Origin of the sequence: Streptomyces sp. H27-C3 (assembly GCF_030063415.1) — a bacterium.
Lineage (GTDB): Bacteria > Actinomycetota > Actinomycetes > Streptomycetales > Streptomycetaceae > Streptomyces.
Genome location: NZ_JASITA010000018.1, coordinates 1 through 14,553, shown reverse-complemented (window position 1 = coordinate 14,553; position 14,553 = coordinate 1). Strand labels below are relative to the sequence as shown.

Annotated in this window: 13 protein-coding genes; 9 read left to right on the top strand and 4 right to left on the bottom strand. The window is 69.5% G+C overall.

Annotated elements, in window-relative coordinates:
- The first annotated feature begins 86 nt into the window (after window positions 1–86).
- From QMK30_RS19310 to QMK30_RS19300, 3 genes are all read left to right on the top strand, one after another.
- Entirely contained in the window at window positions 87–2,600 is a 2,514-nt protein-coding gene (locus QMK30_RS19310) for a DEAD/DEAH box helicase (protein WP_349362083.1), read from the top strand.
- Window positions 2,601–2,617: 17 nt separating this feature from the next.
- Complete coding sequence (locus QMK30_RS19305) at window positions 2,618–3,499, top strand: acyl-CoA thioesterase (protein WP_283519540.1); 882 nt, start codon at window positions 2,618–2,620, stop codon at window positions 3,497–3,499.
- Between the two features lie 115 nt (window positions 3,500–3,614).
- The gene (locus tag QMK30_RS19300; RefSeq protein WP_283519539.1) at window positions 3,615–4,103 is read left to right on the top strand and encodes a glutathione peroxidase; all 489 of its coding nucleotides are present in this window, start codon (window positions 3,615–3,617) and stop codon (window positions 4,101–4,103) included.
- Window positions 4,104–4,177: 74 nt separating this feature from the next.
- Here the strand turns inward: QMK30_RS19300 and QMK30_RS19295 are convergent, their stop codons facing one another.
- Window positions 4,178–5,404: an acyl-CoA dehydrogenase family protein gene (locus tag QMK30_RS19295; protein ID WP_283519538.1), complete on the bottom strand. Its 1,227-nt coding sequence runs from the start codon at window positions 5,402–5,404 to the stop codon at window positions 4,178–4,180.
- A gap of 164 nt (window positions 5,405–5,568) precedes the next feature.
- Between QMK30_RS19295 and QMK30_RS19290 the strand changes: the two genes are divergently transcribed.
- Window positions 5,569–6,216, top strand: a complete 648-nt coding sequence (locus QMK30_RS19290; protein WP_283519537.1) for a TetR/AcrR family transcriptional regulator — start codon at window positions 5,569–5,571, stop codon at window positions 6,214–6,216.
- A 7-nt stretch (window positions 6,217–6,223) separates the two neighbouring features.
- On the opposite strand, the gene def is transcribed toward QMK30_RS19290, so the two are convergent.
- The gene (gene def, locus QMK30_RS19285) at window positions 6,224–6,781 is read right to left on the bottom strand and encodes a peptide deformylase (protein WP_283519536.1); all 558 of its coding nucleotides are present in this window, start codon (window positions 6,779–6,781) and stop codon (window positions 6,224–6,226) included.
- Window positions 6,782–6,930: 149 nt separating this feature from the next.
- Between def and QMK30_RS19280 the strand changes: the two genes are divergently transcribed.
- The 5 genes from QMK30_RS19280 (at window position 6,931) to QMK30_RS19260 (ending at window position 11,439) form a co-directional block, all read left to right on the top strand.
- Window positions 6,931–8,169, top strand: a complete 1,239-nt coding sequence (locus tag QMK30_RS19280; protein ID WP_283519535.1) for a MurT ligase domain-containing protein — start codon at window positions 6,931–6,933, stop codon at window positions 8,167–8,169.
- 39 nt (window positions 8,170–8,208) lie between these two features.
- Window positions 8,209–8,937 (top strand): type 1 glutamine amidotransferase, encoded by a 729-nt coding sequence (locus QMK30_RS19275; protein WP_283519534.1) that lies wholly within the window; start codon window positions 8,209–8,211, stop codon window positions 8,935–8,937.
- A gap of 155 nt (window positions 8,938–9,092) precedes the next feature.
- Window positions 9,093–10,118 carry a 6-phosphofructokinase gene (locus tag QMK30_RS19270; RefSeq protein WP_283519533.1) on the top strand — a complete coding sequence of 342 codons (1,026 nt, stop codon included), beginning with the start codon at window positions 9,093–9,095 and terminating at the stop codon, window positions 10,116–10,118.
- Window positions 10,119–10,227: 109 nt separating this feature from the next.
- Entirely contained in the window at window positions 10,228–11,181 is a 954-nt protein-coding gene (locus QMK30_RS19265; RefSeq protein WP_283519532.1) for a cytochrome c oxidase assembly protein, read from the top strand.
- A gap of 99 nt (window positions 11,182–11,280) precedes the next feature.
- Window positions 11,281–11,439, top strand: coding sequence for a hypothetical protein (locus QMK30_RS19260; protein ID WP_283519531.1), 159 nt, complete (start codon window positions 11,281–11,283; stop codon window positions 11,437–11,439).
- A gap of 36 nt (window positions 11,440–11,475) precedes the next feature.
- Here QMK30_RS19260 and QMK30_RS19255 read toward each other — a convergent pair whose 3' ends face one another.
- Both QMK30_RS19255 and QMK30_RS19250 read right to left on the bottom strand, forming a co-directional pair.
- Window positions 11,476–11,874 (bottom strand): SSI family serine proteinase inhibitor, encoded by a 399-nt coding sequence (locus QMK30_RS19255; RefSeq protein ID WP_283519530.1) that lies wholly within the window; start codon window positions 11,872–11,874, stop codon window positions 11,476–11,478.
- Window positions 11,875–12,418: 544 nt separating this feature from the next.
- Window positions 12,419–14,476, bottom strand: a complete 2,058-nt coding sequence (locus QMK30_RS19250; RefSeq protein WP_283519529.1) for a phosphocholine-specific phospholipase C — start codon at window positions 14,474–14,476, stop codon at window positions 12,419–12,421.
- Between the last annotated feature and the right edge of the window lie 77 nt (window positions 14,477–14,553).

The following is a 14,553-nucleotide window of genomic DNA, read 5'->3' as shown; positions in this document are numbered from 1 at the left end:
CTGCCGAGAAGGCAGCGTAGCGCTCGTGATCTTCGTACCGTCGTCCGGTTCCCTCATCCGGGCGGAAGGCAGGCAAGATGGGGGGTGTGACCCTTATCGATCAGATGCCTCCGACCGCCGACCCCGATGCCCTCTTCGAGGCTTTCTCCTCATGGGCCGAGGACCGGGGCATCACCCTCTACCCCGCCCAGGAAGAGGCGCTGATCGAGGTGGTCTCAGGGGCGAACGTGATCTTGTCCACCCCCACCGGCTCCGGAAAGAGTCTGGTCGCGGCGGGTGCGCACTTCACCGCCCTGGCCCAGGACAAGGTCACCTTCTACACCGCGCCCATCAAGGCGCTGGTCTCGGAGAAGTTCTTCGACCTGTGCAAGATCTTCGGCACGGAGAACGTCGGCATGCTGACGGGCGACGCGTCCGTCAACAGCGATGCCCCGGTCATCTGCTGCACCGCCGAGGTGCTGGCCTCCATCGCGCTGCGTGACGGCAAGAACGCGGACATCGGCCAGGTCGTGATGGACGAGTTCCACTTCTACGCCGAAGCGGACCGCGGCTGGGCCTGGCAGATTCCGATCCTGGAGCTGCCGCAGGCCCAGTTCATCCTGATGTCGGCGACCCTCGGTGACGTCTCGATGTTCGAGAAGGACCTGACCCGCCGCACGGGCCGGCCCACGTCCGTCGTACACTCGGCGACCCGGCCGGTCCCGCTGTCGTACGAGTACCGCAAGACGCCGATCACCGAGACGCTGACCGAGCTCCTGGAGACCAAGCAGGCGCCGGTCTACATCGTGCATTTCACACAGGCATCGGCCGTCGAGCGCGCGCAGTCGCTGATGAGCATCAACATGTGCTCGCGCACGGAGAAGGACCAGATCGCCGAGCTCATCGGCAACTTCCGCTTCACCACCAAGTTCGGCCGCAACCTGTCGCGCTATGTGCGCCACGGGATCGGCGTCCACCACGCCGGCATGCTCCCCAAGTACCGCCGCCTGGTGGAGAAGCTCGCGCAGGCCGGTCTGCTCAAGGTCATCTGCGGTACGGACACCCTGGGCGTCGGCGTCAACGTACCCATCCGCACAGTGCTGTTCACGGCCCTGTCGAAGTACGACGGCACCCGTGTACGCACGCTGCGCGCCCGTGAGTTCCACCAGATCGCGGGCCGCGCCGGGCGGGCCGGCTTCGACACGGCGGGCTATGTCATCGCCCAGGCGCCCGAGCACGTCGTGGAGAACGAGAAGGCGCTCGCCAAGGCGGGCGACGACCCCAAGAAGCGCCGCAAGGTGGTCCGCAAGAAGGCCCCCGAGGGGTTCATCGCCTGGTCCGACGCCACTTTCGAAAAGCTCATCAACTCCGCACCGGAGCCGCTGACTTCGCGCTTCAAGGTGACGCACACCATGCTGCTCTCGGTCATCGCCAGGCCCGGCAACGCCTTCGAGGCGATGCGGCACCTCCTGGAGGACAACCACGAGCCGCGCAAGGCGCAGTTGCGGCACATCCGGCGGGCCATCGCCATCTACCGCTCGCTGCTCGACGGCGGTGTCGTGGAGCGTCTCGACACCCCGGACGCCGAGGGCCGGATCGTGCGGCTGACGGTCGATCTCCAGCAGAACTTCGCACTGAACCAGCCGCTGTCGACGTTCGCGCTGGCCTCGTTCGAGCTGCTCGACCCCGACTCCCCCTCGTACGCGCTGGACATGGTGTCCGTCGTGGAGTCCACGCTGGACGATCCGCGTCAGATCCTGGCCGCCCAGCAGAACAAGGCGCGCGGCGAGGCGATCGGCCAGATGAAGGCGGACGGCATCGAGTACGAGGAGCGCATGGAGCGGCTCCAGGACATCATGTACCCGAAGCCGCTGGAGGAACTGCTGGCCCACGCGTACAACGTGTACCGCCAGAGCCACCCGTGGGTCGGTGACCACCCGGTGTCGCCGAAGTCCGTGATCCGCGACATGTACGAACGCGCCATGATCTTCACCGAGTTCACGTCCTTCTACGAGCTGGCCCGCACCGAGGGCATCGTCCTTCGGTACCTGGCGGGTGCGTACAAGGCCCTGGAGCACACCATCCCGGACGACCTCAAGTCCGAGGACCTGGAGGACCTCACGGCGTGGCTCGGCGAGCTGGTCCGCCAGGTCGACTCCAGCCTCCTCGACGAGTGGGAGCAGCTGGCCAACCCCGAGGTGGAGACGGCCGAGCAGGCGCAGGACCGCGCCGACCAGGTCAAGCCGGTCACCGCGAACGCGCGGGCCTTCCGGGTGCTGGTACGCAACGCGATGTTCCGCCGCGTGGAGATGGCCGCCCTGGACCGGGTGCGGGAGCTGGGCGAGCTGGACGCCGAGTCCGGCTGGAACGAAGAGGCCTGGGGCAAGGCGATGGACGGGTACTGGGACGAGTACGAGGACCTGGGGACGGGCCCCGACGCGCGCGGCCCCAAGCTTCTGATGATCGAGGAGGACGCCGAGCACGACCTGTGGCGCGTCCGCCAGGCCTTCGCCGACCCGAACGGCGACCATGACTGGGGTATCAGCGCGGAGGTCGATCTCGCGGCCTCCGACGAGGAGGGCCGCGCCGTCGTCCGGGTCACCGACGTCGGCCGGCTGTGAGAGTGGAGAGGCCCGCGATGACGCACACGCCGACCCCCGCCGAGCATCTGGTGGACCTGCTCGACCTGGAGCGGATCGAGGTCAACATCTTCCGCGGGCGCAGCCCCGAGGAGTCCCTGCAACGGGTCTTCGGCGGGCAGGTCGCCGGCCAGGCGCTGGTCGCGGCGGGCCGCACCACGGACGGCGACCGGCCGGTCCACTCGCTGCACGCGTACTTCCTGCGGCCGGGCCGCCCCGGGGTGCCGATCGTCTACCAGGTCGAGCGGGTCAGGGACGGGCGTTCCTTCACCACGCGCCGGGTCACCGCGATCCAGCAGGGCCGCACGATCTTCAATCTGACGGCTTCCTTCCACAAACCGGAGGAGGGCACCTTCGAGCACCAGCTGCCGCCGGCCCGCGAGGTGCCGGACCCCGAGTCGCTTCCGACCGTGGCCGACGAGGTCCGTGAGCACCTGGGCGGCCTCCCGGAGTCGCTGGAGCGCATGGCGCGGCGCCAGCCCTTCGAGATCCGCTACGTCGACCGGCTGCGCTGGACGCCGGACGAGATCAAGGGCGCGGACCCGCGCAGCGCGGTGTGGATGCGCGCGGTCGGGCCGCTGGGCGACGATCAGCTCGTCCACACCTGCGCGCTGGCGTACGCGAGCGACATGACGCTGCTCGACGCCGTCCGGATCCCGGTCGAGCCGCTCTGGGGCCCGCGCAGCTTCGACATCGCGTCGCTGGACCACGCGATGTGGTTCCATCGGCCGTTCCGCGCGGACGAGTGGTTCCTCTACGACCAGGAGTCGCCGATCGCGACGGGCGCGCGGGGGCTGGCGCGCGGCCGGATCTACGACCGTGCGGGCAACCTTCTGGTCTCCGTGGTGCAGGAGGGGCTCTTCCGCACGCTCGACGCGTGAGGGGCCGGCCGGCAACCGCTCGCCGGAGCAGGCCCGTCGGCTTCGGGCCGGCCCGCCTCTGGAACAGTACGTACCACTGCCCGACCTGTACCGACCCGCACATGAGGAGACGGCGATGAGCCTGTACGACATCCCGCTGAACACCCTGACCGGCGAGCCCGTGACCCTGGAGGCGTACCGGGGCAAGGCGGTGCTGGTGGTGAACGTGGCGTCCAAGTGCGGCCTGACGCCGCAGTACGCGGGCCTGGAGCGGCTCCAGCACAGCTACGCGGACCGCGGCTTCACGGTGCTCGGGGTGCCGTGCAACCAGTTCGCGGGCCAGGAGCCGGGCAGCGCGGAGGAGATCCAGACGTTCTGCTCGGCGAGCTACGGCGTGACGTTTCCGCTGATTGAGAAGATCGAGGTGAACGGCGACCACCGGCACCCGCTGTACAAGGAGCTGACGGAGGTCAAGGACGCGGACGGCGAGGCCGGCGACGTCCAGTGGAACTTCGAGAAGTTCGTCATTTCCGCCCGGGGTGAGATCGTCGGGCGCTTCCGCCCGCGCACGGAGCCCGACGCCCCCGAGGTCGTCGCGGCCATCGAGGCGCAGCTTCCGGCCTGACCCGCCTCATACAGAAAGCGCCGCCCCGTCTCATTGAAGTGGGGGCGGCGCTTTTCGTACCTCTGACGCTCGGATCAGCGGATCGGCATGCCCGACAGGGTGCGGGCGATCACCAGGCGCTGGATCTCGCTGGTGCCCTCGAAGATCGTGTAGATCGCGGCGTCCCTGTGCATGCGCTCCACCGGGTACTCCCGGGTGTAGCCGTTGCCGCCGAGGATCTGAATCGCCTGGGCCGTGACCGTCTTGGCCGTCTCGCTGGCGAACAGCTTCGACATGGAGCCCTCGGCCGAGGTGAACGGCTTGCCCGCCGTCGCCATCCAGGACGCCCGCCACACCAGCAGCCGCGCCGCGTCGATCTGGGTGCGCATGTCGGCGAGCTGGAAGGCGACGCCCTGGTTGTCGATGATCGGACGGCCGAACTGCTCACGGGTCTTGGCGTAGTCGAGTGCGACCTCGTACGCGGCGCGGGCGGTGCCCACGGCCATCGCGCCGACCGCCGGGCGCGACGCCTCGAAGGTGGCCATCGCCGCGTTCTTCACGCGCTCGCCGCCCTTCTTGGCGCGCTCACGGGAGCGGGCGAGGCGCTCGTCGAGCTTCTCCTTGCCGCCGAGCAGGCAGTGTCCGGGAACGCGTACGTCCTCCAGGACGACCTCGGCGGTGTGCGAGGCGCGGATGCCGTGCTTCTTGAACTTCTGCCCCTGGGAAAGGCCGGGGGTGTTCGGCGGGACGATGAACGAGGCGTGGCCCTTGGTGCCGAGCTCGGGGTCGACGAGGGCGACCACGACATGGACGTTGGCGATGCCGCCGTTGGTCGCCCAGGTCTTGGTGCCGTTGAGCACCCACTCGTCCTTGGCCTCGTCGTACACCGCGCGGGTACGCATCGCCGACACGTCGGAGCCCGCGTCGGGCTCCGAGGAGCAGAAGGCTGCGACCTTGACGTCGGCGGCGTCGCCGTACATCTGCGGGATCCAGGTGCCGATCTGCTCCTCGGTGCCGTTGGCGAGGACACCGACGGCGGCCAGGCCCGTGCCGACGATGGACAGACCGATGCCCGCGTCGCCCCAGAACAGCTCCTCCATCGCCATCGGGATGCCCAGGCCCGTCGGGTCGAAGAACTGCTGGGCGTAGAAGTCCAGGGAGTAGATGCCGAGTTTGGCCGCCTCCTGGATGACGGGCCAGGGAGTCTCCTCACGCTCGTCCCACTCGGCGGCGGCCGGGCGCATCACATCTGCGGCGAACCCGTGGATCCAGTCGCGGACCTGCTTCTGGTCATCGTTGAGTTCGAGCGTGAACTCGGCCATGTCCCCTCCAGCACTGCGTTCAAAATCAACGTTACTTACGGTAACCCGAGTCTGTTACTGGCAAGTAGACCCTGTCAACCAGTGCCGGGTGGATCGGCACGGGCCTTGGCCACAGTGTTACGTTTCCCAAGCGTCACGGAATCGCTTGGGCGGGGAGACACACCATGGACACCACACAGCAGGATGCGCAGCAGCGCTCCGCGGCCGCACGACGACGGCGGGAACTGCTCGAAGCGGCCGACCGCGTGGTACTCCGGGACGGCCCACAGGCTTCCATGAACGCCATAGCCGCCGAAGCAGGGATCACCAAGCCCATTCTCTACCGGCACTTCGGCGACAAGGGCGGTCTTTACCGGGCCCTGGCCAAGCGCCACACCGACGCCCTGCTCGACGCGCTGCGGGCGGCGCTCGACGCGCCGGCCGAGCGGCGCGAGCGGGTGGAGGCGACGCTCGACACCTACCTCTCGGCGATCGAGGCCCGGCCGCAGGTCTACCGGTTCCTGATGCACCCCTCCGAGGAGGCGTACCAGCCCGAGCAGGGCTTCGACGTCGGCCGGCACTCGGCGCCGCTGCTGCGCCGGCTCGGCGAGGAGCTGGCGAAGGTCATCGCCGAGCGGGTGGAGCTGGGCCCAGGCAGTGAGCAGCTCGCCCGGGTATGGGGACATGGAATCGTCGGCATGATGCACGCGGCCGGCGACTGGTGGCTGGGCGAACGGCCCTGCTCCCGCGCCCAGTTGGTGTCCAGCCTCGCGGACCTGCTGTGGGGCAGGCTGGCCACCGCGGGCGACCGCACGGGCGGCCCCGGCTTCTGAGCCCCGCTCACTCCTTCGGCGCCGCTCCCCGGCCCGCCCGCCGCGCCGCACGCAGTGCCCGCGCCCGTCGCCACCCGGCCAGCCGGTCCGTGTAGACCAGGCCCTCCAAGTGGTCGCACTCGTGCTGGAGACAGCGGGCGAAGAACCCGGTGGCGTCGATCCGTACCGGCTCGCCCGTGACCAACACCCCTTCGACGACGGTGTGGTCGAAGCGTTCGGTGCCCGCTTCGACGCCCGGCAGCGACAGGCAGCCCTCGGGACCGCGTACGGTGATGGCGTCGACCTCCGCCTCGATCAGGCGTGGGTTGACGATGTGCCCCACGTGCCGGACGTCCTCGTCGTCCGGACAGTCGTATACGAAGACGCGCAGCGGCAGGCCGATCTGGTTCGCCGCGAGGCCGACCCCGTCGGCCGCGTACATCGTCGCGAACATGTCCTCGACGAGACCGACGAGCGAGGGGCCGAATTCGGTCACGGCTTCACAGGTGGCATGCAGCACCGGATCACCCAGCATGGTCATGGGTCGTACGAGCCCGGAACTGCCGGGAATTGGGCGATGTCGCATGGCCGTAAGCCTACGTTCCGCCAGGTACCACAGCCTCCGGGCGGTGCCGCGGTTCGGGGCCACGGCTGGATCTCGATAGGCTGAGCCCCGACTGTTGACCGGTGGACCTGGGGCAAGTGCGGCGCCGGATGCAAGGAGGATCAGTGACGATGGCAGGCAACACGGAGCCGTTGTCGCCGCGGGCCAAGCTGGCCGTGACGGCAGGCAAGGCGGCGGCGGCGGTGTCCCGCGCCGCGGGACGCGGCAGCGGATCCGTGATCGGCGGCAAGGTGGCGCTCAGGCTCGACCCCGATCTGCTCGGGCGGCTCGCCCAGCATCTCGACGTCGTGCTTGTCTCTGCGACGAACGGCAAGACGACGACGACCCGGCTGATCGCCGAGGCGCTGCGGGCCAGCGGCCCGGTTGTCTCCAACGCGCTGGGCGCCAACATGCCGGCGGGCATCACGTCCGCGCTGGCCGGCGGCTCGGACGCGAAGTACGGCGTGATCGAGGTCGACGAGAAGTACCTCGCGGGGGTCGCTCGCGATGTGACGCCCAAGGCGATCGCCCTGCTCAACCTCTCCCGCGACCAGCTCGACCGGGCCGCGGAGACGCGGATGCTCGCCGAGCACTGGCGCGAGGGTCTTTCGGGCAACAAGGCCGTGGTCATCGCGAACGCGGACGACCCGCTGATCGTCTGGGCAGCCTCCTCCTCCCCCAATGTGGTGTGGGTGGCGGCCGGCCAGGAGTGGAAGGACGACGCCTGGTCCTGCCCGTCCTGCGGCGGTGTGATGCAGCGCCCCGGCGACGACTGGTACTGCGGCGACTGCGGCTTCCGCCGTCCCACCCCCAGCTGGGTGCTGAGCGGCGACCACGTTCTGGACCCGCACGGCTCGGCCTGGCCGATCCATCTTCAGCTGCCGGGCCGCGCCAACAAGGCGAACGCCGCCACCTCGGCCGCGGTCGCCGCCACCTTCGGTGTGCCGCCACAGGTGGCGCTGGAGCGCATGTACCAGGTGCAGGCGGTGGCGGGGCGCTACGACGTGGTGCAGTTCCAGAACCGCGACCTGCGACTGCTCCTCGCGAAGAACCCGGCGGGCTGGCTCGAAACGTTTTCCCTGATCGACCCGCCGCCCACCCCGGTGATCCTGGCTGTCAACGCGCGCGGCGCGGACGGCACGGACACCTCGTGGCTGTGGGACGTCGACTACACCAGGCTCGCCGGTCACCCGATCTTCGTGCTCGGCGACCGCAAGCTGGACCTGGCCGTGCGCCTGGAGGTAGCGAACCTGGACTTCCGGGTGTGCGAGACCCTCGACGAGGCCGTGCAGCTCGCACCCCCCGGGCGGATCGAGACGATCGCCAACTACACCGCCTTCCAGGACCTGCGCCGCCGCGTCGGCAACTAGGACCAGGCCGCGTACACCGGAAGAAATGGACAAGCAAGCATGAGCGACAGCAGCCTGCGCCTGGTGTGGATCTACCCGGACCTGCTGAGCACGTACGGCGACCAGGGCAATGCCCTGGTCGTCGAGCGCCGGGCCCGTCAGCGCGGCCTCGACGTGCAGCGTGTGGACGTACGCAGCGACCAGCCGATCCCCACCTCGGGCGACATCTATCTGATCGGTGGCGGCGAGGACCGGCCGCAGCGACTGGCCTCGGAGCGGCTGCGCCGCGACGGCGGCCTCAGCCGCGCGGTGTCCAACGGCGCGATCGTCTTCTCGGTCTGCGCCGGATACCAGATCCTCGGCCACGAGTTCGTCAACGACCTCGGCGAGCGCGAGCAGGGCCTCGGGCTGCTCGACGTGGTCAGCACCCGCGGTGAGGGCGAGCGGTGTGTCGGCGATGTCCTCGGCGACATCGACGACCGGCTGAACCTCCCGCAGCTGACCGGCTTCGAGAACCACCAGGGCATCACCCATCTCGGCCCGACGGCGCGGCCGTTCGCCCGGGTACAGATCGGCAAGGGCAACGGAACCGGCGACGGCACGGAGGGCGCGTACAACGACACCGTCTTCGGTACCTACATGCACGGCCCGGTGCTGGCCCGCAACCCGCTCATCGCGGACCTGCTGCTGAAGCTGGCCCTCGACGTCAACGCGCTGCCGCCCGCCGACGACCGGTGGTACGAGGCGCTGCGCGCCGAGCGCATCGGCGCAGCGACGCAGCCCGCCTGACCCACCGCCGGGCTCCTGGTGGGTTCGTACAAAATTTGCGGTGTCCAGCAGTCGGACGTCCAGTTCGGTCCCGTCACCCTGCGCGAGTAGGGTGACGGGACCCAACCCGGACGACGTGGTCCGGTCCTCGGCCCACGTTGCAAAGGTTTTCGGGCATGCGAATTGGTGTACTCACCTCCGGCGGCGACTGCCCCGGCCTGAACGCCGTCATCCGCTCGGTCGTACACCGCGCCGTCGTCGACCACGGTGACGAGGTCATCGGCTTCCACGACGGGTGGAAGGGTCTTCTGGAGTGCGACTACCGCAAGCTTGACCTGGACGCGGTCGGCGGCATCCTTGCCCGCGGCGGAACGATCCTCGGCTCCTCGCGGGTGCAGCCCGCGCAGCTGCGCGGCGGCGTCGAGCAGGCCCGTGGCCATGTCAGGGACCTGGGCCTCGACGCGATCATCCCGATCGGCGGCGAAGGCACGCTGAAGGCGGCGAACCTGCTCGCCGAGGCGGGGCTGCCGATCGTCGGCGTACCCAAGACCATCGACAACGACATCTCATCGACCGATGTCACCTTCGGGTTCGACACGGCCGTCGGAGTGGCGACCGAGGCCCTGGACCGGCTCAAGACCACCGCGGAGTCGCACCAGCGCGTGCTGATCGTCGAGGTCATGGGGCGGCACACCGGCTGGATCGCGCTCCACTCGGGCATGGCGGCCGGCGCGCACGCGATCGTCGTCCCCGAGCGGCCCTTCGACATCGACGAGCTGACCGCGCTGGTCGGCAAGCGCTTCTCGGCGGGCAAGCGGTTCGCGATCGTCGTGGTCGCGGAGGGCGCCAAGCCGCGCGCGGGCTCCATGGACTTCGACGTCGGAGTCAAGGACGTCTACGGCCACGAGCGCTTCACCGGCGTGGCCACGCAGTTGTCGGTCGAGCTGGAGGAGCGCCTCGGCAAGGAGGCCCGCCCGGTCATCCTCGGCCATGTGCAGCGCGGCGGGACCCCGACGGCGTACGACCGGGTGCTGGCGACCCGCTTCGGCTGGCACGCGGTGGAGGCGGCGCACCGCGGCGAGTTCGGCATGATGACGGCGCTGCGCGGCACGGACATCACGATGGTTCCGCTGGCCGAGGCCGTGGAAACGCTGAAGACCGTGCCGAGCGAGCGGTACGCCGAGGCCGAGTGCGTGCTCTGACTTTATTGCCCGTTCCACCGACCGCCCCCGGCCGCAAGAGCGGCCGGGGGCGGTTCTAGTCTGGAGCGGACAACCGGCACGAAATGCGTAACCCCCTCGGGAGAGACAGATGGATCACAGCGGGCACGGCATGAACATGGATCTGCCGCCGTTCACGCTGGGACGGGGCCTCGAGTTCTCCCCGGACCCCTTCTTCCTGATCGGCTGCGTGCTGGCCCTGGGGGCCTACGGCTGGGGTGTGGTGCGGCTGCACCGGCGGGGCGACAGCTGGCCGGTCGGCCGGATGATCTTCTACGTGATCGGTGTGCTGAGCATCGCGCTGGTGATGTGCACCAAGCTCAACGACTACGGCATGGTCATGTTCAGCGTGCACATGGTGCAGCACATGATCATCAGCATGCTGACCCCGATCCTGCTGCTGCTCGGCGCCCCGGTCACGCTGGCGCTGCGCGCGCTGCCGGTGGCGGGGCGCGGCAATCGCAAGGGCCCGCGCGAGATCCTGCTGATGCTGCTGCACAGCCGCTATATGAAGATCGTCACGCACCCGGCGTTCACCATCCCGCTGTTCATCGCGAGCCTGTACGGGCTCTACTTCACGCCGCTCTTCGACTTCCTGATGGAGAGCAAGCCGGGGCACCTCGCGATGATGGTGCACTTCCTCGCCGTCGGCCTGGTCTTCTTCTGGCCGATCATGGGCATCGACCCGGGCCCGCACCGCCCCGGCTATGTGATGCGGATGCTGGAGCTGTTCGCAGGGATGCCCTTCCACGCGTTCTTCGGCATCGCCCTGATGATGGCGACCCAGCCCATGATCAGCACGTACGAGAACCCGCCCGCGTCGCTCGGCATCGACGCGCTGACCGACCAGAACGCGGCGGGCGGCATCGCCTGGGCGTTCAGCGAGATCCCGTCCGTGCTGGTCCTGATCGCGCTGGTCTTCCAGTGGTACCGGTCCGAGCAGCGGGTGGCGCGGCGCTCGGACCGCGCCGCGGACCGTGACGGCGACAAGGAGCTGGTGGCGTACAACGCCTATCTGGCCTCGCTGAACGCGCGAAGCCGGTAGCCCGGCCAGCGGTTTTCGGACCCGCGGGTCCGGTAGGCACGGTAGCGCCGGAGCGTTCCACGGGTGACGATGGCATCCACTCCGAAGGAGGGGGCGCGCATGCCCGGTTCCACGAAGTCCATGGGGGTGCTCACCGTCGGGACGCTGGTGGTAGTCACGGCGTACACGGCGGCACTCGGCAGCAACGGCTGGCTGTGGTTCGGCTGGGTGCTGCTCGGTCTGGTGACTCTCGGGATGGTCGCGTCGCGCAGCAGCTGAAACGCCTCCGTACGCGCGACGCGGGCGTGGTGCGGGTCAGAAGCGGAAGACAGGGCCGGTGGTCGCGTCCATCACGCAGGCATTGGCGTAGGTCTTGCGCCAGGCCTTGGGCGCGCTCTGCCCGCGGCCCGTGGCGCTCACCGTCACCGGGTCGAGTTCCATGGTGCAGGCGTGCGGCTCGCCCCGCAGCGCGTCGAGGTCGCCGCGCGCCCAGGTGATGGCGTCGCACGCGGCCCGCGCACGAGGGTGCGGCGGTTCGGCGCCGGGCGGGCAGTCGAGGATGACACTGCGGCTCCAGGTGCGCTCGGACCCGGAGATGGCGAGGTACAGGCTGCGCGCCGGGGCGGAGCCCTCGGCCGGCTGGACCGCGGCGGCCGGGGCGGACGCCACGAGGGTGAGCAGCGCGGCGGCGAAGAAGGCGGCTCGGGGTGTCATCCGGAACTCCTGGGGCTCGGTGTCGGGGAGATCCCAGGCCATCCGGCGCAACAGCGGCCCGCAAACGGCCACGCCGCGCTGTCACCCGTACGGGTGTGCGGCCCGCGCCTCTCTCGTGGGAGCCCCGAGGCGTCTCGTCTAGACCATTGACAGGCACGCCACGCAGCGCCACTCCGTGAGTGCCGTGAGAGCGCCCTCAAGGTACTCACAAGGCACTCACGAAGCATTCTCAAAGCGTTCTCGAAGCAGCATCACCGGCAGGGTGCAGGCACAACACGCACGGCAGGCATGGGGGAGAGACACCCCCCAACCGGATCCCCAAGAAGCCCTCGGCGTTCATGCAGAACGTCTGGCACACCAACGCCTGGGACCCGCTGACGGCCCCGCGCGCAACCAGCCGCAGGCGGCCGTACCGGCCTTCGTGGACTCGACCACCCTGCCCCGCTGAGCGTCCCGGCCACCCGGCCCCCGCTGAGCCTCCCGCCCCGACTCTCCTCGGGGGCCGGGGCACGGACAGCCGCGGACACCCACCGCGACGCGGGAACTAGCCGGTGATGATCGCCGGGTCGCTCACGCCGGGCTCACCCGTCTCCACGTGCCCGGCGAACCTGCGCAGGAACGAGGCGTCCTTGTCGGACACCACGGACAGGTCGTACCACCGCTTGCTGCCGCGTAGGTCCACCGGGTGCACCACCTTGCCACCCGCCCGCACGGTGAACGTCTCCTTCTTGCCGCCGTACGCGTTCGTGAGCGTGAGGTGACAGTCCGCGCCCGTCGGATTCGTCAGGGTCAGCACGACGCGGCCACTGGCGGCGTCGTGGCGGGCGCCCACCTCCGGGCCCGCGGTGGTGCCGGGGCCCTTGAAAGTGCGCAGGAAGCCGTTCGGGCCGAACACGGAGAGGTCGTACGCGCCCTTGGAGTACTTCGTGCTCCAGGTGTCGGAGAGCTTCTTACCGGCCCCCGCCGTGTAGGTCCACGGCCCGTCCGTGCGGTTCGCCGACCTGACGGAGAAACACGCCCCGGCCTGCTCGCCCGCGCTGAAGGTCAGCGTGAACTTCCCCGTGGACGGCGTCGCCACGCCGTCCACCAGGGGCGCGTACGGCAGCGGCCTGGCCGGCCTCGCCCCCTTCTCCTGCTTGGGCATCGCGGGGTTGGCGGGCGGCTTGGGCACATAGCTGTCGTGCCGCTCCTTGTCCGGCGGGGTGTATCCGTCGGTGTCCGGGAGCACGGCGGGGGCGGTGTCCTGGAGGCCGAAGTCGAAGGCCGAGCTGAGGTCGCCGCAGACCTCGCGCCGCCAGGGCGAGATGTTCGGCTCGTCGACGCCGAAGCGGCTCTCCATGAACCGGATGATGGATGTGTGGTCGAAGACCTCCGAGCAGACGAAGCCGCCGGTGCTCCAGGGGGACACGACGAGCATGGGCACGCGCTGGCCGAGGCCGTAGGGGCCGGCCGCATAACTGCCGTTACCGGCGAAGTTGTCCAGCGCGGTGTCTGCGGTGGACAGACCCTGGGCGGCGGAGGCCGGCGGGTGGGGCGGCGGGACGTGGTCGAAGTAACCGTCGTTCTCGTCATAGGTGATGAACAGGGCGGTCTTCGCCCACACCTCCGGGTTGGACGTGAGCGCGTCCAGCACCTGCGAGATGTACCAGGCCCCGTAGTTCGACGGGAAGTTGGGGTGCTCGGTGAAGGCCTCCGGGGCGGCGATCCAGGAGATCTGCGGGAGCTTGTCGGCCGCGACGTCGGCCTTGAGGATGTCGAAGAAGCCGCCGCCCTTCTTGACGTCGGTGCCGGTGCGGGCCTTGTCGTAGAGCGGGTTGCCGGGCTCGGCGTTGCGGTACGTGTTGAAGTACAGCAGCGAGTTGTCGCCGTAGTTGCCGCGGTACGCGTCCTCGATCCAGCCCCACTTGCCCGCGGCGTTCAGGCCGTCGCCGATGTCCTGGTAGACCTTCCACGAGACGTCGGCCTGCTCCAGCCGCTCCGGGTACGTCGTCCAGTCGTACCCGAGTTCGTCGTTGCCCAGGACCGGGCCGCCGCCCTTGCCGTCATTGCCGGTGTGGCCCGACAGCATGTAGTAGCGGTTGGGGTCGGTGGCCCCCATGAACGAGCTGTGATAGGCGTCGCACACGGTGAACGCGTCGGCGAGCGCGTAGTGGAACGGGATGTCCTCGCGGGTCAGGTACGCCATCGCCCCCGTCGACTTCGCGGGGATCCAGTTGTCGTACTTGCCCTGGTTCCAGGCCTTGTGACCGCCCGCCCAGTCGTGGTTGAGACCCGCGATGAACTGCATCCCGAGGTTGTCGGCGTCCGGGTGGTAGGGCAGTACGTCCTTCGCGCCGTCCGACTGATACCAGACGGACTTGCCGCTGGGCAGCTGCACCGGGCGCGGGTCGCCGAATCCGCGGACGCCCTTCAGCGCGCCGAAGTAGTGGTCGAAGGACCGGTTCTCCTGCATCAGGACGACGATGTGCTCGACATCGTCGATGGTGCCGGAGCGGCGGTTGGCGGGGATGGCCGCGGCCCGGCCGATGCTGCCGGCCAGTGCGGCGGCGCCGGCGGACGCGCCGGCGATCTGGAGGAAGCGGCGGCGATTGAGTTCAGGCATGAGTGCGGGGACCTCTTGGGGTGGGGGGAAACGTGAGCATGCCGAGTGTCCAAGAGGCGTGATCGAAAAGGAAGGGG